The 20312-nt window shown below is 70.5% G+C and carries 19 protein-coding genes and 1 tRNA gene; 12 read left to right on the forward strand and 8 right to left on the reverse strand.

The features are described from left to right. Positions 1-386 precede the first annotated feature (386 nt). From SSPS47_RS18700 to SSPS47_RS18715, 4 genes are all read left to right on the forward strand, one after another. Positions 387-1658, forward strand: coding sequence for an aspartate kinase (locus SSPS47_RS18700; RefSeq protein ID WP_164254714.1), 1272 nt, complete (start codon positions 387-389; stop codon positions 1656-1658). 63 nt (positions 1659-1721) lie between these two features. Further along, the gene (locus tag SSPS47_RS18705) at positions 1722-2780 is read left to right on the forward strand and encodes an aspartate-semialdehyde dehydrogenase (RefSeq protein WP_164252073.1); all 1059 of its coding nucleotides are present in this window, start codon (positions 1722-1724) and stop codon (positions 2778-2780) included. A 353-nt stretch (positions 2781-3133) separates the two neighbouring features. Continuing rightward, on the forward strand, positions 3134-3796 hold the full coding sequence (locus SSPS47_RS18710; RefSeq protein WP_164252074.1) for a SigE family RNA polymerase sigma factor: 663 nt from the start codon (positions 3134-3136) through the stop codon (positions 3794-3796). Positions 3797-3990: 194 nt separating this feature from the next. Continuing rightward, positions 3991-5046 (forward strand): hypothetical protein, encoded by a 1056-nt coding sequence (locus SSPS47_RS18715; protein WP_164252075.1) that lies wholly within the window; start codon positions 3991-3993, stop codon positions 5044-5046. A 59-nt stretch (positions 5047-5105) separates the two neighbouring features. Here the strand turns inward: SSPS47_RS18715 and SSPS47_RS18720 are convergent, their stop codons facing one another. From SSPS47_RS18720 to SSPS47_RS18730, 3 genes are all read right to left on the reverse strand, one after another. Beyond that, complete coding sequence (locus SSPS47_RS18720) at positions 5106-5861, reverse strand: SURF1 family protein (protein WP_164252076.1); 756 nt, start codon at positions 5859-5861, stop codon at positions 5106-5108. A gap of 384 nt (positions 5862-6245) precedes the next feature. Continuing rightward, entirely contained in the window at positions 6246-8132 is a 1887-nt protein-coding gene (locus SSPS47_RS18725; protein ID WP_164252077.1) for a prolyl oligopeptidase family serine peptidase, read from the reverse strand. After that, positions 8125-8319 (reverse strand): hypothetical protein, encoded by a 195-nt coding sequence (locus tag SSPS47_RS18730; RefSeq protein WP_164252078.1) that lies wholly within the window; start codon positions 8317-8319, stop codon positions 8125-8127. Before SSPS47_RS18730 ends, SSPS47_RS18725 begins: the two co-directional genes overlap by 8 nt. Positions 8320-8428: 109 nt before the next feature. Here SSPS47_RS18730 and SSPS47_RS18735 point away from each other — a divergent pair, with 109 nt between their 5' ends. Then, positions 8429-9385, forward strand: coding sequence for an alpha/beta fold hydrolase (locus SSPS47_RS18735; RefSeq protein WP_164252079.1), 957 nt, complete (start codon positions 8429-8431; stop codon positions 9383-9385). Here the strand turns inward: SSPS47_RS18735 and SSPS47_RS18740 are convergent. Next, positions 9321-9974: a TetR/AcrR family transcriptional regulator gene (locus SSPS47_RS18740; protein ID WP_164252080.1), complete on the reverse strand. Its 654-nt coding sequence runs from the start codon at positions 9972-9974 to the stop codon at positions 9321-9323. The two genes, SSPS47_RS18735 and SSPS47_RS18740, sit on opposite strands and share 65 nt — an antisense overlap. 210 nt (positions 9975-10184) lie before the next feature. Here SSPS47_RS18740 and SSPS47_RS18745 point away from each other — a divergent pair, with 210 nt between their 5' ends. The 3 genes from SSPS47_RS18745 (at position 10185) to SSPS47_RS18755 (ending at position 12745) form a co-directional block, all read left to right on the forward strand. After that, positions 10185-10577 carry a nuclear transport factor 2 family protein gene (locus SSPS47_RS18745; RefSeq protein ID WP_164252081.1) on the forward strand — a complete coding sequence of 131 codons (393 nt, stop codon included), beginning with the start codon at positions 10185-10187 and terminating at the stop codon, positions 10575-10577. Positions 10578-10637: 60 nt separating this feature from the next. Next, positions 10638-11483: an SDR family oxidoreductase gene (locus SSPS47_RS18750; protein ID WP_203557877.1), complete on the forward strand. Its 846-nt coding sequence runs from the start codon at positions 10638-10640 to the stop codon at positions 11481-11483. Between the two features lie 62 nt (positions 11484-11545). Further along, positions 11546-12745, forward strand: coding sequence for a serine hydrolase domain-containing protein (locus SSPS47_RS18755; protein ID WP_164252082.1), 1200 nt, complete (start codon positions 11546-11548; stop codon positions 12743-12745). Between the two features lie 8 nt (positions 12746-12753). On the opposite strand, the gene SSPS47_RS18760 is transcribed toward SSPS47_RS18755, so the two are convergent. Continuing rightward, complete coding sequence (locus SSPS47_RS18760; RefSeq protein WP_164252083.1) at positions 12754-12936, reverse strand: hypothetical protein; 183 nt, start codon at positions 12934-12936, stop codon at positions 12754-12756. A 118-nt stretch (positions 12937-13054) separates the two neighbouring features. Here SSPS47_RS18760 and SSPS47_RS18765 point away from each other — a divergent pair, with 118 nt between their 5' ends. Both SSPS47_RS18765 and SSPS47_RS18770 read left to right on the forward strand, forming a co-directional pair. After that, positions 13055-13624 (forward strand): flavoprotein, encoded by a 570-nt coding sequence (locus tag SSPS47_RS18765; protein WP_164252084.1) that lies wholly within the window; start codon positions 13055-13057, stop codon positions 13622-13624. A gap of 151 nt (positions 13625-13775) precedes the next feature. Beyond that, entirely contained in the window at positions 13776-15182 is a 1407-nt protein-coding gene (locus tag SSPS47_RS18770; RefSeq protein ID WP_164252085.1) for a twin-arginine translocation signal domain-containing protein, read from the forward strand. A gap of 81 nt (positions 15183-15263) precedes the next feature. On the opposite strand, the gene SSPS47_RS18775 is transcribed toward SSPS47_RS18770, so the two are convergent. Together SSPS47_RS18775 and SSPS47_RS18780 are read right to left on the reverse strand one after the other, a co-directional pair. After that, a tRNA-Pro gene (locus SSPS47_RS18775) sits at positions 15264-15337 on the reverse strand. An 85-nt stretch (positions 15338-15422) separates the two neighbouring features. Then, entirely contained in the window at positions 15423-16361 is a 939-nt protein-coding gene (locus tag SSPS47_RS18780; protein WP_164252086.1) for a metallophosphoesterase, read from the reverse strand. A gap of 177 nt (positions 16362-16538) precedes the next feature. Here SSPS47_RS18780 and SSPS47_RS18785 point away from each other — a divergent pair, with 177 nt between their 5' ends. Next, positions 16539-17006: a GatB/YqeY domain-containing protein gene (locus SSPS47_RS18785; protein WP_147873630.1), complete on the forward strand. Its 468-nt coding sequence runs from the start codon at positions 16539-16541 to the stop codon at positions 17004-17006. 152 nt (positions 17007-17158) lie between these two features. On the opposite strand, the gene SSPS47_RS18790 is transcribed toward SSPS47_RS18785, so the two are convergent. Further along, complete coding sequence (locus SSPS47_RS18790; protein ID WP_164252087.1) at positions 17159-19411, reverse strand: transglycosylase domain-containing protein; 2253 nt, start codon at positions 19409-19411, stop codon at positions 17159-17161. A 409-nt stretch (positions 19412-19820) separates the two neighbouring features. Between SSPS47_RS18790 and SSPS47_RS18800 the strand changes: the two genes are divergently transcribed. After that, a complete protein-coding gene (locus SSPS47_RS18800; RefSeq protein ID WP_187280032.1) occupies positions 19821-20198 on the forward strand; it encodes a WhiB family transcriptional regulator in 378 nt (125 codons plus the stop codon). Positions 20199-20312: the final 114 nt, after the last annotated feature.

Below are 20312 nucleotides of genomic sequence, written 5' to 3' on the forward strand. Positions count from 1 at the left end.
GGCGACCCGGCCCCCGCCCCTGCCGCGAACGCCGCCCCCACCGGGGGCCCGAACCTGACCGGTTTCACGCTGGACGAGCGGGGCGGCGCGTACGCCACCGACCTGGCGAGCGGCGGGCCGCTCTGGAGGATCCCGGGCCCGGTCCGCCGGTGAGGCGCGATCCGCCGGTGAGGCGTGATCCACGCGTGTGACCCGGCCCACGTTCCGCGTGGCCCGCGTCAGACCGGGCATGGATGTCCACCGGGCAGCCGCACCGCTTCCCGGGTGATCACGACGTGAGCGGGACATCTCACGATGTGATATTCCCTAAGCGGAATGCGGCTGCTCGTTAGACTGAGCCGACCGCAGTGATGAACGACTGCGGCATGACTGATCGAGGAGCGCACGTGGGCCTTGTCGTGCAGAAGTACGGAGGCTCCTCCGTTGCCGATGCCGAAGGCATCAAGCGCGTTGCCAAGAGAATCGTCGATGCCAAGAAGAACGGCCACCAGGTGGTCGTCGTGGTATCGGCGATGGGCGACACGACGGACGAGCTGACCGACCTCGCCGAGCAGGTGTCCCCGATCCCCGCGGGTCGGGAACTGGACATGCTGTTGACCTCGGGAGAGCGCATCTCCATGGCGCTGCTCGCCATGGCGATCAAAAGCCTGGGCCACGAGGCCCAGTCGTTCACGGGCAGCCAGGCCGGAGTCATCACCGACTCGGTCCACAACAAGGCGCGCATCATCGATGTCACGCCCGGCCGCATCCGTACGGCACTGGACGAGGGCAACATCGCCATCGTCGCCGGATTCCAGGGCGTGTCCCAGGACAAGAAGGACATCACCACGCTCGGCAGGGGCGGTTCGGACACCACGGCCGTCGCCCTCGCCGCCGCGCTGGACGCCGAGGTCTGTGAGATCTACACCGACGTCGACGGCGTCTTCACCGCCGACCCCCGGGTCGTCCCGAAGGCCCGGAAGATCGACTGGATCTCCATCGAGGACATGCTGGAGCTGGCCGCGTCCGGCTCCAAGGTGCTGCTGCACCGCTGCGTCGAGTACGCACGCCGATACAACATCCCGATCCACGTCCGCTCGTCCTTCTCCGGACTCCGCGGCACCTGGGTCAGCAACCAGCCGCAAGGGGACCAGCAGGTGGAGCACGCCATCATCTCCGGAGTCGCCCACGACGTCTCCGAGGCCAAGATCACCGTCGTCGGCGTCCCCGACAAGCCGGGCGAGGCCGCGGCGATCTTCCGTTCCATCGCGAACGCGGAGATCAACATCGACATGGTGGTGCAGAACGTGTCCGCCGCGTCGACCGGGCTGACCGACATCTCCTTCACCCTCCCCAAGACCGAGGGCCGCAAGGCCATCGACGCCCTGGAGAAGGCGAAGGCCACCATCGGCTTCGACTCGCTGCGCTACGACGACCAGATCGGCAAGATCTCGCTCGTCGGCGCCGGCATGAAGACGAACCCGGGCGTCACGGCCGCCTTCTTCGAGGCGCTGTCCGAGGCGAACGTGAACATCGAGCTGATCTCGACCTCCGAGATCCGTATCTCGGTCGTCACCCGCGCCGACGACGTGAACGAGGCCGTACGCGCCGTGCACACCGCCTTCGGGCTCGACACCGAATCCGACGAGGCCGTCGTCTACGGCGGCACCGGGCGATGAAGGGCATCGGGCGATGACGGGAACTCGCGGGCCGCTGACGGGAAGTCGCGGAAGCGCGGGCCGATGAACGGCCGGCCGACGCTCGCGGTCGTGGGCGCGACCGGGGGCGTCGGCGCCGTCATGCTCCAGATCCTGTCCCAGCACGCCGACGTCTGGGGCGAGATCCGTCTGCTGGCCTCGCCCCGCGCGGCCGGCCGCAAGCTGGCCGTACGGGGCGAGGAGACCGAGGTCGTCGCGCTCGGCGAGAGCGCGCTGGCCGGGGTGGACGTCGCGCTGTTCCTCGTACCGGACGCCGTGTCCGCCCAGTGGGCCCCCATCGCGGTGTCCCAGGGCGCCGTCGTCGTGGACGCGTCCGCCGCGTTCCGGATGGACCCCGACGTACCGCTCGTGGTGCCCGAGCTGAATCCGCATGCCGCGCGGCTGCGCCCGCGCGGCATCGTCGCGAGTCCGGGCTGCGCGACGATGCCGATGATCGTCGCGGTGGGCTCGCTGCACGCCGAGTTCGGGGTGTGCGAGCTGGTCGTGTCCTCGTACCAGGCGGTCAGCGCCGCCGGACAGGACGGCATCTCGGCGCTGCGCCGGCAGATGTCGGCCGTGGCCGGTACGGAACTGGGGACGAGCCCCGGTGACGTACGGCGCGCGGTGGGCGACATCACGGGGCCGTTCGGCGGTCCGCTGGCGCTCAACGTCGTGCCGTGGGCGGGATCGCTCATGGCGGACGGCTGGTCGTCCGAGGAGATGGCGATCCGCGAGGAGACCCGCAAGGTCCTCGACCTGCCCGATCTGAAGATCGCGGTCACGTGCGTGCACGTGCCCGTGATCACCGCGCACTCGCTCGCCGTGCACGCGCGCTTCGAGGGCCCGGTCACGGTCGACCGGGCGCACGAGATCCTGGCGACCTCTCCGGGCGTGGTGCTGTTCGACAATCCGGCGGCCGGCGACTTCCCGACACCGGCGGACGTGGTCGGCACCGACCCGACGTGGGTGGGGCGGGTGCGGCGTTCGCTGGACGACGAGCGGGCGCTGGAGCTGTTCGTGTGCGGCGACAACCTCCGCAAGGGCGCGGCACTCAACTGCGCGCAGATCGCGGAGGCCGTGGCGGGGGAATTCGCGGGTGCGTAGAGGGAGCGGGGCGCCGCGCGTAGACGGGGTCCACCAAGCCGTGATGAGCTGCACCGACAGCGGGTAACCCACCCCGAGTTGACCGCTCGACTGTTTGTGGAATCTGTGAACGCCCTGTGAGCGAATCGCTGGTCTGTACCACTTGAACTGGGGTGTTCCGGTGGCGGACGATGCTCTTTCGACTTTCCGCAACCGCCGGTTGACCGGAAGCGTCTAAGCGGTCGCCCCTGTGTGGTGCCGTGGGCAAATGGGGCATGTGGAAGAGATCGGTTACGCATGAGGGCAATTGGTGCATCGTCAAATGCGGGCGCGAACGCGTACAACCCTGGGTGGGGGAAGCGTGTCCAACAGGCGTGGCAGAGGTTCTCGATTTCACAGCGGTCGTCCCGGTTCGCGGCACTTCGGTGCGGCCGGCCCGGCGACCCCGCATGCCCGGTGGTATGCCGGTGATCGCTCCCATGCCGGCGGCACGCCCGGCCGGTATCCCGGACCGGCGCGAAAGCGCTGACGACGCGATGGCAGCCGGTACCACCGTCGACCACCTGACCGAGACCTATCGACAGCACTACCGCTCACTGCTCGGCCTCGCGGCACTGCTCCTGGACGACACGGCCTCGTGTGAGGACGTTGTGCAGGAAGCGTTCATCCGCGTCCACTCCGCGCGCAACCGCGTCCGCGAACCGGAGAAGACCCTCGCGTACCTGCGCCAGACGGTCGTCAACCTCTCGCGGTCCGCGCTGCGCCGCCGCATCCTCGGGCTCAAGCTGCTGTCGAAGCCGATGCCCGACATGGCGAGCGCCGAGGAAGGCGCGTACGACCTGCTGGAGCGGGACGCGCTGATCAAGGCCATGCGCGGCCTCCAGCGCCGCCAGCGCGAGGTACTCGTGCTGCGCTACTTCGCGGACATGACGGAGGCACAGGTCTCCGAGACGCTCGGCATATCCCTGGGCTCGGTGAAGGCGTACGGCTCGCGGGGCATCGCGGCGCTGCGTATCGCCATGGAGGCCACGGCATGAGCGGGTACGAGCACGATCAGGATCACGAAAGGCCGGAGGGGCCGGACGGCCCGACGGGCGAGTCGACTGGGAATGGAACTGTGAACAACGGGCCGGAAGAAGAACCGGGCGGAGACCTCCACAGTGTGGCCGGTGGCGCGCGAGGCGCGGCCGGCGACGAAGGACCACGGGCCGGCGGCGGCCCACGGGCTGAGGTGACACAGCCCCTCGCGTCGATCTTCGGAGACGCGGGAAGCACGACCGGCTACGGTGGGGCCGCGGTCGTCGACGAACTGGCGCTGCGCCGTCTCCTGCACGGCGCCGTCCAGGAGATCGAGCCCTCCGACGGCGCCCTCGACCATCTGCGCAGGGCCGTTCCCGCGAGGCGCGCGCGCAAGCGCCAGGCGGTCGTCGGGGTCGCGGCGGCCGCGCTGCTGTTCGGTACGGCGGTCCCGGCCTTCGTGCACGTCGCCAACACCGGCAGTGCCTCGGACGGCAAGTCTTTCAACGTGGGCCACGGGGAGCAGGTCCAGGGCGGCACCGGCTCCGACGGCGGCCCGAAAGACGGTGAGAAGGGCGGCACCAGCCCCTCGGACCAATCGGACGGCGGTGAAGGCGAATCCGGCGACCCGGACTCGCCCGAGGCGGGCGTCGGTGGGGTGGCGGGCGGTACGACGGGTGGCGCGGGCAACGACCCGGAGAGCAGCTTCACCAGCGCGGTGGCGACCTGTGACGCGGACCAGCTCGGTGTCAGCTCGGCCGAGACGGGCGAACCGCAGGCGGACGGCACGGTGTACGGCCGCTTCCGCGTCTCCAACGTCTCGGGGACCAACTGCTCGGTCAGCGGCAACGGATCCGTCGTCTTCCAGGCGATGGGCGCCGCCGACCCGAAAAAGATCGAAGTGGTGAACTACCAGCCGGGCGACCCCGCGAGCGACCTGCCCGATCCGTCGCAGGAGGCGACCGCGCTGGTGCTCGCGCCGTCGGGGGCGTACGAGGTGATGTTCGCCTGGGTGCCGACCGACACCTGTCCGACAGGCGAGCCGTCACCGGACCCGACGGCCACGGAGGGCGGCTCGGGCGGTGCGACGAACGGCACCGGAACGACGCCGATCGAGCCGTCACCGCAGCTCGGCAGCGATGAGGGGCCGGAGGACGGCAGTATCGACGTCGTACACACCCCGGAGTCCGGTTCGACCCCGGCGGCGACGACGATCGACAACGCGTGCGCGGGGACGATCTACCGGACGGGCGTGCTGGAAGCGTCGTAGCGGTGTCGGCGTCGGTATCGGTATCGGGGGTTGATGTCGGGGGTTGGTGTCGCGGAGGCCTATGCGGCGGTCTCCAGTCCCAGCGCGCGGTCCCTGACGGCCTCGGTCTCACGCCGGAACAGCCGGAACCACATGAACAGCAGGAACGCGACGAAGACGAACCACTCGCCCGTGTACCCGAGGTTCTGGAACGCCTTCAGGTCGAGCCCGGTGCCTTGCGGCGCCCGAGGCGGTACGGGCGTCAGCCCGGCGGCGTCGGGCTCGGTGACCGTGACCCAGGCGTCGTACACGTCGTACGGCACGAGGTTGACCAGTGACGCCCCGCTGATGATGCCGACCTGTCCGCTCGGCAGCCCGCCACGGGTGTCGGCGCCGTCGGTGCCGGAGTTCTCCGGCGCCTGGAGCGCGCCGGTGACGGTGACCTCGCCGGTCGGGGCGGGCGGCACGTCCGCACCGGCCGGCAGCCAGCCGCGTACGACGGGCAGCGCCCTGCCGCTGTCGGTCCGCAGGAGCGCCAGCACGTACGAGCCGGACTTCTCGTCCAACTCGCGGTTCGGGACGAGGAGTTGCTCCCCGTACGTACCGCTCGCCGTCGCGTGGCGCCCGGAGGTCTCCTGATCGACGGGCAGCAGCTCCGCGATCGGCGCGGCGGCGCGCTCGGCCGGATCGGGCGCGGCCTCGGCGCTCCGGTGCGAATCGACGCGGTCCTCGAAACGGCCGAGCTGCCAGGTCCCCATGAAGATGCAGAAGGGGATGGCCAGCAGCACGAAGACATTGATGCCCCACCACCGGGGCGTCAGCAGGAACCGGTACACCCCTCTACGGTACGCAGCGGCCCGGGGCGAGCACGGGGCGGGTTGCTCCTCAGCCACCGGAGGGGCGGGATTCGCATCCCGCCCACCCGGTGTGGGCGCCCGGAGCCCTGCCAGGCGGTGGGTGGTCCCGCGTTCGCGGGAGGGGTCGTGGATGCGGCGGTTCATGTGGTGTGGGGTCCCCGGGGCCCGCCGGGGGCCGTTCGTCCCGAGGCGCCGGACCGGCTGCTCACGCGGCGGCCGTGGCCGGGTTCGTCCCGCGTTCGCCGGACCGGCTGCGAATGCAGCCCGTCCGGCGATTGAGGACCCTGGAGCGGGCTCCCCCCCGGCGAGGGCCGAGAGGCGTGCGAGCCGGCAGACGAGCGCGGCCCCGCGCAGCGGCCCGTCCTATCCGAGGTGGCGCTCCGCGAAGTCCAGTTCCAGGGCGACCTGCTTGATCCGCTCCTCCACCACCAGCGACCCGTGCCCCGCGTCGTACCGGTACACCTCGTGCGTCGCGCCACGCGCCGACAGCCGGTTCACGTAGTTCTCCACCTGCTGGATCGGGCAGCGCGGGTCGTTGAGGCCCGCCGAGATGTAGACCGGCGCGCGCACCGCGTCCACGTACGTCAGCGGCGACGACGCCTCGTACCGCTCCGGGACCTCCTCCGGCGTACCCCCGAGCAGCGTGCGGTCCATGGACTTCAGCGCCTCCATCTCGTCGTGGTACGCGGTGACGTAGTCGGCCACCGGTACCGCCGCCAGCCCCACCGCCCAGACGTCGGGCTGCGTGCCGAGACCGAGCAGCGTCAGATAACCGCCCCACGAGCCGCCCGAGAGCACGAGCTTCGCCGGGTCGGCGAGACCGGACGACACCGCCCACTCGCGCACGGCGGCGATGTCCTCCAGCTCGATCAGCCCGACGCGGTGCTTGAGCGCGTCCGTCCATTCGCGGCCGTAGCCGGTCGAGCCGCGGTAGTTGACGCGTACGACCGCGTAGCCGTGGTCCACCCAGGCCGCCGGGCCCGCCGTGAAGGAGTCCCTGTCGTGCGCGGTCGGCCCGCCGTGGACCTCGAAGACCGTCGGGAACGGGCCCTCGCCCGCGGGCCGCTGCACCAGCGCGTGGATCCGCCCGCCGGGCCCCTCCACCCACACGTCGGTCACCGGCACGGACTCGGGCGCCTTCGCGCCCGGCGGGTCGAGTACGACGCCGCCCGACGTGGACCGCACCACGGGAGGACGGGCCGCCGATGACCACAGGTACTCCACCGAGCCGTCCGGCCTGGCCGTCGCGCCCGACACCGTACCGGCGGGCGTCTCGACCCTGGTCAGCTCGCGCGTGGCGAGGTCGTAGCGCCACAGCTCGCTACGCGCCTCGAAACTGTGCACGATCAGCAGCGCGGACCCGTCCGGATACCACTCGGCCGATACGTCCCCGGGCAGCTCGATCGCCAGATCGGTCTCCTCGCCCGACGCCACGTCCCACACGATCGGCTCCCAGCGACCGCGCCGCTGATGCCCGACGAGAAGGCGGGTGTCGCCGTCGACCGGCGCGAACCCGAGTACCGACAGGCCCAGCTCGATCCCGCCGCCCTTGGTGTCGTCCAGCTCGGCGACCGCCGTGCCGTCGAGGCGCACCACGCGCAGCGCGGAGTGCATCGCGTCGCCGTGCTCGGTGTGCTCGACGGCGATGAGCGTCCCGTCGTGCGACAGATCGCCGACGCCGGCCGACTCGCGGTGCCGGTAGATCTCGACCGGGGCGGCGCCACCGGCGGGGAGGACATGGATCGTGGAGCCGTCCTCGTCGGTCGAGCAGCCGACGACCGCCGTCCCGTCGCGACCGAGCGCGAGCCCGCTCGGGTACGCCGCGTCGATACCGGGCGTCGCGGCCTCGTCGCCACCGCACACGCCCGTTTCCGCACCGCCCGCGCCCGCGCCGGCGCCCGCTTCCGCCGCGTCGAACGGCTGCCGCATCCAGACACCGAACTCGTCGCCGTCGGTGTCGTTGAACCACCAGATCCACCGGCCGTCGGGGGTCAGCACGCCGTCCATGGTGCCGTTGGGGCGGTCGGTGACCTGCCGCTGGACGCCGGTGGCGCGGTCCCACGCGTACAGCTCGTACGTACCCGTCGCATTGGACACGAACAGCGCGCGGTCGGGCGCGTCCTCCGCCCAGTCGGGCAGCGAGACGCGGGGTGCCCGGAAACGCTTCTCCCAGTCGGGGGCCGCTTCGGGGGCGGCGGGGGCGACGGGTGTGACAGGGGAGCCGGGCCGGTGGTCGTTCTTCTCAGTCATGGGCTCCATTCTGCTGCTTCGGGAGGGACGGCTGCGGGGTATCGGCGGGTGCGGGCCGGTTCGTCCGTCCCGGCGCGCTCGGCGGGCCCGGCGGCGCCGGGGGCCGGGCCGCCTCGCGGTCCTCCGGCAGGAGCTGCTGGTCGATGAGGGTGTCCAGCTCATTCTTGAAGCGCTGATTGGGTCCCATACCGCACGATCGTACGTTCGGTTAAGCAATAAAACTAGCCGAACGATCGTGCTAACGTCTCGACGGAAGAGCCACGATCCACTCCGAAGCGACCCGAGGAGAACGCGGCATGGATCTCGCCGTGACAGCCGTCCGTACCGCCCTGAACGCCGCGTCCCACGTCTCTCCGGCGCTGGCCGGCAGAGTCGCGTTCCGCCTCTTCCGCAAGCCGCGCGGTCGCAGCCGCCTGCGGCCCGACGAGCGCCCGGTGATGGACCGGGCCGAGGTCGGCGAGATCGCCGTGGGCGGGGGGAGGGCCGTCAGCTACCGATGGGGTACGGGCGAACGGCCCGTACTGATCGTGCACGGCTGGGAGTCGCGCGGCTCGCGCTTCGCCACGCTCGTGTCCGAGCTGCTCGACCTCGGCCTCAGCCCGATCGCCTTCGACGCGCCAGGCCACGGCGAGGCAACCGGCGAGACGATGACGATCCTCGACCTGCGTGACATCATCGCGGCGCTGGACGCGGAGCACGGACCGTTCGAGACGGTCGTGGCGCACTCCCTCGGGGTCACCGCGACGTTCGTCGCCGTACAGGAGCGCGGGGTGCGGACGGAGCGGATCGTGGCCATCAGCGGTGTGCCCGACTTCGCGTATCTGGTGGACGGGTTCTGCGCCGGGCTGGGGCTGCGGGCGCGGCTGAACCGCGAGCTCCGGGGGCGTATCGAGCGGGAGCTGTTCACCGGCGAGGGGGACATCTGGTCGCGCTTCTCGGTCCCGCGTACGGATACGGGTACGGGTGCGGGGGCGGGTATCCGTACGCCTGAGGCGGCGGGCGCGTCATCGTTCCTGGTGGTCCACGACGAGGACGACGACCTGGTCGACCCCGCGGCCTCGCGCGCACTCCACGCGGCGCTCAACGCCACGCCCGGCAGGGAGGCGAGGCTGGTCGTCACCCGGGGGCTGGGTCACCGGCGGATCATCGGTGACCGTCAAGTCGCCGCGTCCGTGCGGGACTTCGTGGTCAGCGGGACGCCGGCGCGAGCGGCAGCAGCGCCGGATCCGTCGCCACGGACCGCAGCCGGTTGAGGATCGCCTTGGCGGCCTTGGCGTAGCAGCCGAAGTCGTCGTGCAGGACGGACTCGGCGTTGGCGCCTTCGAGAAGCGACACGAGCTCGAAGGTGAGCTGCGGGACATCGGTGTCGTCCCGCGCCTCGCCCGCCTCCTTGGCCTCCTCGATGTTCTGCGCCACGAACGCGACCCAGTCGAGGCGGGACCGCGCCACCGCGTCGTGGACCTTGCCCTCGCGTGCGTCGTACTCGGCCGAGACCGAGTAGAAGAAACAGCCGCCGGGGAAGACCCGGTTCTCGGAGTACGAGAGCCAGCCGTCGCACAGCCGCCGGATCCGGTCGAGCCCGGCCGGCAACTCCAGCACGGGCCGGACGACATGGTCGATGTACACCTTGGCGGCGGCGCGCACGGTGGCGAGCTGGAGCTCCTCCTTGGAGCCGAACAGGGCGAACACCCCGCTCTTGCTCAGCCGCAGCTCCCCGGCCAGCCGGCCGAGCGACAGACCGCCGAGACCTTCGACCGAGGCGATCCGGACGGTGTGCTTCAGGATCAGTTGGCGGGTCTGGTTCCCCCGTGCGATGCGTCCGTCGGTGCTGGTAGCTGTCACACGGCCAGTGTACTAACCGGACGACCGTGCGGACATTGTTCGCGAAGACACCGCCGGAGGCCGCGGGGACCGCCAAGTCCTGCCGAGAGCACCGACTCCTGCCGACTCCTGCCGAGATCGCCGACCTCCGCGGAGACCGCCGACCCTCGCGGAGACCGCCGACCCCCGCCGAGACCGCCGACTGTCAGTGGCACGGTGCAGACTTCGCCTATGACCGAGCTTCGGAAGACACTCCGGGAGACAGTGGAGACGTACTGGGCTGCCGCGGACGCCCGCGACTGGACGGCGTTCGCCGGCACCCTCGCGGCGGAGGTGGTCTACGACCTGCCGCAGACGCGCGAGCGGATTCGCGGCAAGGACGCCTTTCTGCGGTTCAACGTGGAGTATCCGGGGGACTGGCGGGTGCGTACGGAACGGGTCGTGGCGGACCCGGACGCCGGGCAGGTGGTGACGTGGCTGCGCGTCACGGCGGGCGCGCAGGAGATGCAGGCGGTCAGTTTCTTCACGGGGGACGGGGACGGCCGGATAGCGGAGATCACGGACTTCTGGCCGGAGCCGTACGAGCCCCCGGCCGGCCGCGAGCACCTGGCCGAGCGTTACTGACCACGCGACCGGTCGGCGGAGCGCTTCCGCCGACCACGTGTCCCGGTCCAGGCTGACCTCATGACTGAAATGACGCCGAGTACAGGTTCAGGCTCAGCAACAGGTGCGGGCGCGGGCCGCGTCGCCGTGGTGACGGGAGTGGCGCAGGGCATCGGCCGCCGGGTGGCCGAGGTCCTGGCCGAGGAGGGTTACGCGCTGGTCCTGGCCGACATCGTGGACCCGGCGGACACCCTCGCCTCCGTGCGCGCCGCCGGGGCGGACACGGTGGCCGTGGTCGGGGACGTCGCGTCGGAGGCGTACGTGACCGGCCTCGCCGAGCAGGTCCGCGAGCGCTTCGGCCGGGTGGACGCGCTCGTCAACAACGCGGGCGTCTCGCTGCTCGTCCCGGCCGAGGAGACGACGGCCGACCAGTGGCGCCGGGTCCTGGACGTCAATCTCACCGGGCCTTTCCTGCTCTCCCGCGCGGTGGGCCGGCTGATGCTCGCGGCGGGCGGCGGCTCGATCGTCAACATCGCGTCGATCGCCGGACTGCACGGAGTCTCCGACCGCGCGGCGTACAACGCGAGCAAGCACGGTCTGATCGGCCTCACGCGCACGCTGGCGGGGGAGTGGGGAGGCAGGGGCGTACGGGTCAACGCCGTCTGTCCGGGCTGGGTGAAGACGGAGATGGACGCGGCCGACCAGGCGTCCGGCGGCTACACGGACGAGGACATCGTGGACCGGGTGCCGATGGGGCGGTTCGCCGCGCCCGACGACATCGCGCAGGCGGTGGCGTTCCTGGCGGACCCGGCGCGCAGCGGCTTCGTGAACGGCACGGCGCTGCCGGTCGACGGCGGCTGGACGGCGGACGCGAGCTGGAACTCGCTGCGCCTGCGCAAGCGGCGGCGTCCGGACACGGACCGATGAATCCGCGAGCCGTCCGGAGTCTCATTTACGACAGCACGGGCGGCGACGCGAAAAGGTGAACCATGACCAAGGCGACTGAATCGGCTGACGCGGCCGACACGACGGCTGACGCGACTGACGCCACGAATCTGCACGACCTGCTCAAGGCGTACGTGAACGAGGGACCGCTGCCGGGCGCCGTGGCCATGGTGGCCCGGGGCGACCGTATCGAGGTGGCGGAGGCCGGCTCGGCCGATGCGACAGGCACGACGCCCCTGACCAGGGACTCGATCTTCCGTATCGCCTCGCTCACGAAGCCGGTAATCGCTGCCGCGGTCATGACGCTGGTCGAGGACGGCCGTATCGCGCTGGACGACCCGGTCGACCGGTGGCTGCCCGAACTCGCGTCGCCGATGGTCGTACGGACACCGGCCGGGCCGGTCGACGACGTGGTCCCTGCCGTCAGGGCGATCACCGTCTTCGACCTGCTCACCTTCCGCTCCGGGCACGGCTTCCCGTCGGACTTCTCGCTGCCCGCCGTCACACCGCTGTTCAGCGAGCTGAAGCAGGGCCCTCCGCAGCCCCAGCACGTCGCCGCGCCGGACGAGTGGATGGCGACGCTGTCCCGTATCCCGCTGCTGCACCAGCCGGGCGAGGTCTGGCTCTACAACATCGGCTCCGACATCCTCGGTGTGCTGATCGCGAGGGTCACGGGCCGTCCGCTGCCGGAGTTCCTGGCGGAGCGGATCTTCGAACCGCTCGGCATGGCGGACACGGCGTTCGAGGTGCCGGCCGGCAAGCGCGACCGGGTGCCGCACTACTACCGGCCGGACGGGACCGGCGGCCTCGAACTGATCGACACCCCGGACGGCCAGTGGAGTTCGGCGCCGCCCTTCCCGTCCGGCGCGGGCGGCCTGGTCTCGACCGTCGACGACCTGCACGCCTTCGCCCGGATGCTCCTGGCGAAGGGCAAGGCGGGGGAGAGGACGCTGCTGTCACCCGCGTCCGTCGCACGGATGACCACCGACCACCTCACCCGGCCCCAGCGCGACGCGGGCACCCTGTTCCTGGAGGGCCAGGGCTGGGGCTTCGGCGGCTCGGTGGACATCGCGCCGGTCGACCCCTGGAACGTGGCGGGCCGCTACGGCTGGGTGGGCGGTACGGGAACGGCCGCCCACATCACACCGTCCACGGGTGCGGTCACCATCCTGCTGACGCAGCTGGAGGCGACGGGCCCCGTCCCCTCATCCCTGCCGCGCGACTTCTGGCGCTACGCCTCCTGACCCCACCGTCACCGCCGACGGCCGCGCCCGCGCGCCTGCCACCCGGCTCCGACACCCGCCAGGTGCAGGGCGATGAGGGTGAGTCCGACGAGCGTGAGACTCGTCGTACCGAAGACGACGTCGGTCGACGTCTTGGTGGCGTTGAGTATGAAGGCGATGAAAAAGACCACCGCTGCCGCGATTGCGAGCATCTGCTCTCTCCTGCCGAACATGTCGATGGATGGCCAACCATGTCCGGAATGACGGTGGTTGGTTCGTCGCCGACCGTGTGCCCCGGAAGGAGGGCCGCAGTCCTGCGAGACTGTGACGATGAGTGAAGCGCGTACGTCCCGCGGCGTCCTCGGAGTGGTGGCGTCGGCGGCCGGCGGGCTGGAGTCGCTCCGCACCGGCCTGGTCGAACCGGCGGTGGCCCGCGGCTGGCGGGTGGCGGTGACCCTGACCCCGACGGCGGGCCACTGGCTCCGGGCGTGCGGCGAACTGGACCGCCTGGAGACCCTCACCGGCCTCCCGGTCCGCGACCGGCCCCGCCTCCCCTCGGACCCCCGCCCGCACCCACCGGTGAACTGCTACGTGGCGGCCCCGGCGACGGCGAACACGGTCGCCAAGCTCGCCCTCGGCATCGCCGACAACCAGGCCCTCACCCAGCTCACCGAGGCCCTGGGTACCCCCGGCCTCCCGGTGATCGTCTTCCCCCACATCAACGCCGCCCACGCCCGCCACCCCGCCTGGCCCACCCACCTCACCCACCTCCGCCAGGCGGGCGTCCACCTGATCCAGGGCCCCGACATCTGGCCACTCCAGGAGCCCCGGGCGGCCCCGCCGAAGCGCGAACTTCCCTGGTCGGAAATCCTGCGGGTGATGGACGACGCGACGAAGTGACGCGGTCGGCCGGACAAGACCCGCGGCCAAATCACCCTGGCGGCAGGGCTGTTGCCATCGATCCCTAATGGTATAGACCCTTGTGCGGTGTTTGTTGGCACTGCCATGCTTGACCGCGTTCGGACATCCGGCCCGTGACAGGAGTGCCCGTATGCCCGCCCTTCCCCCGCCCTCCCGCCGCCGGTTCCTCGGTACCGCCGGCGCGCTCGGGGCCGCCGCCGCGTTCGGTGTGCCCACCGCAGCCAGAGCCGCCCAGAACGACGTCGTACCGATCGCCTGGGGAAGCCTGGGGTCGTATCCGGGGTCCGACGCCGCTGGAAGAAGGGTGACGGCGATCCTCGCGGGAAGCTCCCGGTATCTGATCGGGCCCTGGTACGCGGGGATGTACACGCGCTACCTCCCGGACGGCTACATCGATCTCCGGGGCACGGACGAGCGGGCCATCCGGCTGCCCGCGATGGCGGCGGTGGCCGCCACCACCGCGCTGACCACCGGCACCTACGACCCGCGGACGCTGTCCGCCGCCAACGCCACCATCCGGACCCGCAACCTCATCCGTACGCTCGCCGCCCGGCACCGGGCGAACAACGCCGACGCCGCGACGCGTTGGGGCAACGGGTGGCAGACCGCGCTGTGGACGTACTACACCGCGCTGGCCGGCTGGCTGTTCTGGGAGAAGCTGGACACCGCCGAGCACGATCACCTGGCCGCCATGCTGGCCTGGGAGGCGGACCGGCTGACCACCGGAAACAACGTCCACCTCATCGGCACCGGCGGTGAGCAGCTCTACATGACCCGCCGCGACGGCACCGTCGTCACACCCGGCGACAGCAAGGCGGAAGAGGACAACTGGAGCGCGGCGGCGCTCTCCCTCGCCGCGGTGATGATGCCGAACCACCCCAACGCCGCCCGCTGGACGCGCCGCAACGTCGAACTCCTGCTGGCCGCGGCGGCCTGCCCGCAGGACCTCACCGGCGACGAGACGATCAACGGCATCCGGCTGTCGACCTGGCTCCAGGGCACGAACATCGCCGACGACGGCACCCTCCAGAACCACGCGCGCCTGCACCCGCTGTACATGGTGGCGTTCGACCAGAGCCTCTACCAGGGCTTCGTCTTCGGCCTGGCGAACCGCCCCGCACCGCGCGCCGCGCTGCACAACATCAACCGCACGTACGCCGCCCTGGTGGACAAGCCCTTCCCGCTGCCGGGCGGCGGCACCAGCCCGATCTATCGCGAGAACTCGGCGGAGATCCACTACCCCGAGGGCAACGACTGGGGCACGCACTTCCCGTTCTACTTCGGCAACTTCGACCTGCTGGTCACCCTCGCGGGCCAGGACACCGGCATCGACCCGTCGGCGGCGAAGTGGGAACGCCTCCACAACGAGGCCCAACTGACCCTCATGTCCCGCTTCCCGGACGGCCGCACCTACGGCGCCACGGCGGAGAACACCTACTACGGCCGCGAACACCGCATAGCGGCCATGGCCTCCCAGGCCTACCTCACCCTCTTCCTGGCCCGCAACACCACGGGCAACCGCCTCGCCTGGACCTGACCACGGGCCCAACGGCTCCGGAAACGCCTCAGGGACCCGACCCACAATGCGGATCAGGCCCCTGAGCTGCTGCTTTGGCTGTCGGGGTGGCGGGATTTGAACCCACGACCTCTTCGTCCCGAACGAAGCGCGCTGCCAAGCTGCGCTACACCCCGATGTCGCCCGTGTCGCTGCGACATCGATTACTTTAGCCCACCAGCGGCCGCAGGCGAAATCCGGTTTAGGGCCGGGAGGGCAGGGTCAGCGGGGTGGGGTGAGGGTCAGGAGCGTGGCCTCCGGGGGGCAGGCGAAGCGGAGCGGGGTGTAGCGGTTCGTGCCGCAGCCCGCCGAGACGTGGAGGTAGGCCGTGCGGCCCCCGGCGTCGTACGTCGACAGGCCCCGCGCGCGGGCCGTGTCCAGGTCGCAGTTGGTGACCAGGGCGCCGTAGAACGGGATGCGGAGCTGGCCCCCGTGGGTGTGACCGCCCAGGATCAGGGGGTAACCGTCCGAGGTGAACGCCTCCAGCGTGCGGAGGTACGGGGCGTGGACCACGCCGATCGACAGGTCCGCGTCCGGTTCCGGGCCGCCCGCGACCTCGGCGTAGCGGTCGCGCTTGATGTGCGGGTCGTCGACGCCCGTGAGGGCGATCTCGTGGCCGTCGATCTTGAGCCGGCCGCGGGCGTTGGTGAGGCCCACCCAGCCCGCCGCGTCGAAGGCGTCGCGCATCGGCTCCCACGGGTTGTGGACGACGTTGACCGCCGGTGCGTTGCCGTTCAGACCGTGCTTGCCCTGGGCCTTCTCGTAGATGTAGCGCGCCGGGTTGCGCAGCGCGGGGCCGTAGTAGTCGTTGGAGCCGAAGACGTAGACGCCCGGGAACTCCATCAGCGGGCCCAGCGCGTCGAGCACCTCCGGTACGCCCTCCGGGTCGGAGAGGTTGTCGCCGGTGTTCACGACGAAGTCGGGGCGCAGGCCGGCCAGGGAGCGGAGCCAGCGCTGTTTCTTGCGCTGGCCGCTGACCATGTGGATGTCCGAGACGTGCAGGACCCGCAGCGGTCGCATGCCTTCCGGCAGTACGGGGACGGACACCCGTCGCAGCCGGAAGGAGCGGGCCTCGAAACCGGCGGCGTAGGCGAGGCCGGCCGCCCCGACGGCCGCGATTCCCGCGGTGACTTTCAGGGGGACTCCGTAGCGTGCGCGCATGGTGTCATCGTCGCAGACACGCACCGCCCACGCGGTCACACCCCACGATCACCCGACGGACCCCGATGATCATCCGATCATCACCCGATGGCCGTTCCCGCGGTTGCCCCCGCGCCCGCCCACGGCGCCGGAAAAACTCGTCGGCGGGCCTTGGGCCGTACCTGACACACTGTCCGCATGACCACGCTCAAGTCCAAGCTGCACGACGACCTCATCGCCGCGATCAGGGCGCGCGACGAGCTGCGTTCCGCCACCCTCCGGCTGACCCTCGCCGCGATCTCCAAGGAGGAGGTCTCCGGCAAGTCGGCGCGTGAGCTCTCCGACGACGAGGTGCAGAAGGTGATCGCCAAGGAGGCCAAGAAGCGCCGCGAGGCCGCCGAGGCCTTCGCGCAGGGCGGGCGGGCCGAGCAGGCCGAGCGGGAGAAGGCGGAGGGCGTGCTGCTCGACGCGTACCTGCCGCAGCAGCTGTCCGACGACGAGCTCGACGCGATCGTGGGCCAGGCCGTCGGTGAGGCGAAGGCCGCCGGCGCGGAGGGGCCGCGCGCGATGGGCGCCGTCATGAAGATCGTCGGACCGAAGGTCGCGGGCCGCGCCGAGGGCGGTCGCGTCGCCGCCGCGGTCAAGCGGAGCCTCGCCACCGGCTGAGCCGTCCGAACGGCCGTCCGTGCACGCACGTCGGTACACGCACGGCCGTCCGTGCACGCACGTCGGTACACGCATGCGAGAGGGGCTCTCGGCCGATCGATACCTCCGATCGGCCGAGAGCCCCTCTCCATGGCCTGTACGACCTCTATGGCTTACCCGAACGTGCCCGGGAAGTCCGGGAACGGATCCCCGCCGTTCCCCCCGTTGTCGTTCCCGCCCGGCCTCCCGGGACCCTGGCCCGGGTCCTGGTCGCCGTTGCCACCGTCACCGTCGCCCTCACCGCCCCCGTCGTTGTCACCGCCGCCGTTGTCGCCCGGCCGGTCGCGGTCCTTGTCCTTGTCCTTGTCCTTCTCCGGATCCGGGATGTTGATGGTGTTGAACCCGGGCGCTTCCTTGCCGTCGAGCGCGCCGCCCATCGCGTCGCGCCAGATCGGTCCGGGCACGGCGCCACCGAAGACCTTGTCGTGGTATTGGCCGCCGATGGTGATGTCCACCATCTTCTTCTTGTGCGCCGGGTCACCGACCCACACCGCGCCCGCCATGTTCGGCGTGTAGCCGACGAACCACGCGGCGAGCCGGAAGTCGGTGGTACCGGTCTTGCCCGCGCTCGGCCTGCTGCCGAGGCCCGCCTCCTGGCCCGTGCCGTCCTCGACCACGCCCGCCAGCAGTGTGTTTATGGTGTCGGCCGTCTTCTCCGACATCGCCCGCGAGCAGGTCGACTTCGGGACGTCCATCTCCTTGCCGTTGGGGTCGGTGATCGACGAGATGGCGATCGGAGTGCAGTACGTACCGCGGTTGGCGAACGCCGCGTACCCCGAGGCCATCGTGAGCGGTGACATCTCCTGCGTGCCCAGCGTGATCGACGGGACCTGGTCGATCGCCTTGCCGTTGGCCCGCTCGACGCCCATCTTCCGGGCCAGCTCTGTCACCGGGCAGACGCCGATCTGGCTGATCAGCTGTACGTAGTAGGTGTTGACCGACTTGGCGGTCGCTTCCTTCATCCCGTACGGGCCGACCTCGGTCTCGTTCTCGTTCTCGACCGGGACGCCCTGGTCCGTCCACGGGCCCTTGCAGGTCTGCACGGGGCTCGGGTAGTCCATCTGGTAGGGCGAGGGGTACGACTGCGTCGGCTGGATGCCCTGCTCCAGGGCCGCCGCCGCGACGATGGGCTTGAAGGTCGATCCCGGCTGGTAGCCGGCGCCGCCGCCCATGTCCTCGTCCACCGACAGGTTGATGTAGGTCTCGCTCTTGCCGCCGCCGTACGGCCGCGACTGTCCCATGGCCAGGATCTTGCCGGTGCCCGGCTCGACGATCGACAGGGCGGTGGCGACCTCGTCCGTCTTGTAGACGTGCTTCTTGATCGATTCCTGCGCCGATTCCTGCGCCTGCGGGTCGAGCGTCGTGCGGACGGTCAGACCGCCCTGGTTCCAGACCTTGGCCCGGTCCTCCTGCGTCTTGCCGAAGGAGGGGTCGGTGAGGAACACCTTCCGTACGTAGTCACAGAAGAAGCCCGCGCCCTTGACCGCCGTGATGCAGCCGTTCTTGGGACGGCTCACCTTCAGATTGATGTCGGTCTTCTTCGCGCGGTCCGCCTCGGTCTGCGAGATGTCCTTCACGTCGGCCATGCGCTGGATCACGGTGTTGCGGCGCTCGGTCGCCTCCTCCGTGTTGTTCACGGGGTCGTACCGGCTCGGCGACTGGACGAGGCCCGCCAGCAGCGCCGCCTCCTCCAGCTTCAGGTCCTTCGCCGACTTGGAGAAGTAGCGGTGCGAGGCGGCCTCGACGCCGTACGCCTGCTGTCCGAAGAAGGTGATGTTCAGGTAGTTCTCGAGGATCTTCTTCTTACCCAGCTCCTCCTCGACCTGGATCGCGAACTTGAGCTCGCGGATCTTGCGGCCGATGGTCTGCTGGGTGGCCTGGGCGACCTTGTCGGGGTCGTCCCCCGCCTCCTCGACGAAGACGTTCTTCACGTACTGCTGGGTGAGGGTCGACGCGCCCTGGGAAACGCCGCCCGACTGCGCGTTGCGATTGGCCGCGCGCAGAACGCCCTTGAGGTCGACCGCCCCGTGCTCGTAGAAGCGCGAGTCCTCGATCGCGACGATCGCCTTCTGCATGTACGGCGAGATGCCGACGAGCGGGACGACCGTGCGGTCACGTGAGTAGACGGTGGCGATCTGGCCGCCGTCCTTGTCCAGGATCGTGGTGCGCTGACTGAGCGGCGGCGTCTTGAGATTGGCCGGGATCTCGTCGAATCCCTCGACCGTGCCCTTGGCCGCCAGGCCCAGAACTCCGAAGGCGGGCAAGGCGATTCCCGCCAGCACCGCTCCCGCGAGCACACTGACACCGAGGAACTTGGCGGCCTGCTGGGTCCCGGTCAGACCGCCGCCGGAGCGCTTCTTTGGCATGCCAGCAGCCTACGTTGTCATTCGCCGGACACACATAAAGGCTCTGGCCTAAGCTGCACTCAACTGTCACAGCAGTGCTGTTTCGTATCAAGTCCTCGACGTGAACATCCGGCGAACCACGTTCCGCCGCAGACGCGTTGGAAGTCCTGTCCGATTCCGCCCCTTACGCCATCTGGCGTCCGTTGTGGCTCAACTGAAACATCCCGACCTGTCGGGGTTCGTCGCGGATGTCCTCGGGTCACTCCCCTGGGTGATCTGCCGCGTACGCATAGTCCGTTCGGGCCATTCAAGATTGGGCCCGAAGGGGGTGTTGCGCTGTGCCCACCTTCCGTAACGTCCTCAACTGGCAGCGGTGAATATGCCGCTTCCGCCGTGGGGGAGCCTCGATTCGGGAGAGGACGGCGCCGGGATGGGCTGGGTAACCGACTGGAGTGCGCAAGCAGCATGCCGCACTACCGATCCGGATGAATTGTTCGTACAGGGCGCAGCGCAGAACAGGGCCAAGGCGGTGTGCACCGGATGCCCGGTGCGGACGGAGTGCCTGGCCGACGCGCTGGACAACCGCGTCGAATTCGGCGTGTGGGGCGGAATGACCGAGCGGGAGCGACGCGCATTGCTGCGCAGACGCCCCACTGTCACCTCTTGGCGACGGCTGCTCGAAACCGCACGCACCGAGTACGAGCGCAGCGCGGGCATTCTGCCCGCCGGCCTTGAGGACGACGACGAGACGTACGGCTCGCGCCACTACGCCGACGTCATCGACGAGACATGGGCGGCGGTGGGGTAGGCCGCGGTACGGAGCGCGGCGGACGCGCGCACACACCTGCGGGTCACGAGTCGTCAGCGCGCCGGTCACCACGGGGCCGGTCGCGCACGGCCGTTCGCCACCGCGCGGCCATCA

Source organism: Streptomyces sp. S4.7 (assembly GCF_010384365.1).
GTDB lineage: Bacteria > Actinomycetota > Actinomycetes > Streptomycetales > Streptomycetaceae > Streptomyces.

Coding starts and splice junctions, on each gene's coding strand:
- SSPS47_RS18765 (WP_164252084.1), top strand. CDS start 13,055: ATGAGTGAAGCGCGTACGTCCCGCGGCGTCCTCGGAGTGGTGGCGTCG.
- SSPS47_RS18735 (WP_164252079.1), top strand. CDS start 8,429: ATGGATCTCGCCGTGACAGCCGTCCGTACCGCCCTGAACGCCGCGTCC.
- SSPS47_RS18730 (WP_164252078.1), bottom strand. CDS start 8,319: ATGGGACCCAATCAGCGCTTCAAGAATGAGCTGGACACCCTCATCGAC.
- SSPS47_RS18800 (WP_187280032.1), top strand. CDS start 19,821: ATGGGCTGGGTAACCGACTGGAGTGCGCAAGCAGCATGCCGCACTACC.
- SSPS47_RS18750 (WP_203557877.1), top strand. CDS start 10,638: ATGACTGAAATGACGCCGAGTACAGGTTCAGGCTCAGCAACAGGTGCG.
- SSPS47_RS18705 (WP_164252073.1), top strand. CDS start 1,722: ATGAACGGCCGGCCGACGCTCGCGGTCGTGGGCGCGACCGGGGGCGTC.
- SSPS47_RS18790 (WP_164252087.1), bottom strand. CDS start 19,411: ATGCCAAAGAAGCGCTCCGGCGGCGGTCTGACCGGGACCCAGCAGGCC.
- SSPS47_RS18745 (WP_164252081.1), top strand. CDS start 10,185: ATGACCGAGCTTCGGAAGACACTCCGGGAGACAGTGGAGACGTACTGG.
- SSPS47_RS18755 (WP_164252082.1), top strand. CDS start 11,546: ATGACCAAGGCGACTGAATCGGCTGACGCGGCCGACACGACGGCTGAC.
- SSPS47_RS18725 (WP_164252077.1), bottom strand. CDS start 8,132: ATGACTGAGAAGAACGACCACCGGCCCGGCTCCCCTGTCACACCCGTC.
- SSPS47_RS18770 (WP_164252085.1), top strand. CDS start 13,776: ATGCCCGCCCTTCCCCCGCCCTCCCGCCGCCGGTTCCTCGGTACCGCC.
- SSPS47_RS18785 (WP_147873630.1), top strand. CDS start 16,539: ATGACCACGCTCAAGTCCAAGCTGCACGACGACCTCATCGCCGCGATC.
- SSPS47_RS18760 (WP_164252083.1), bottom strand. CDS start 12,936: ATGCTCGCAATCGCGGCAGCGGTGGTCTTTTTCATCGCCTTCATACTC.
- SSPS47_RS18780 (WP_164252086.1), bottom strand. CDS start 16,361: ATGCGCGCACGCTACGGAGTCCCCCTGAAAGTCACCGCGGGAATCGCG.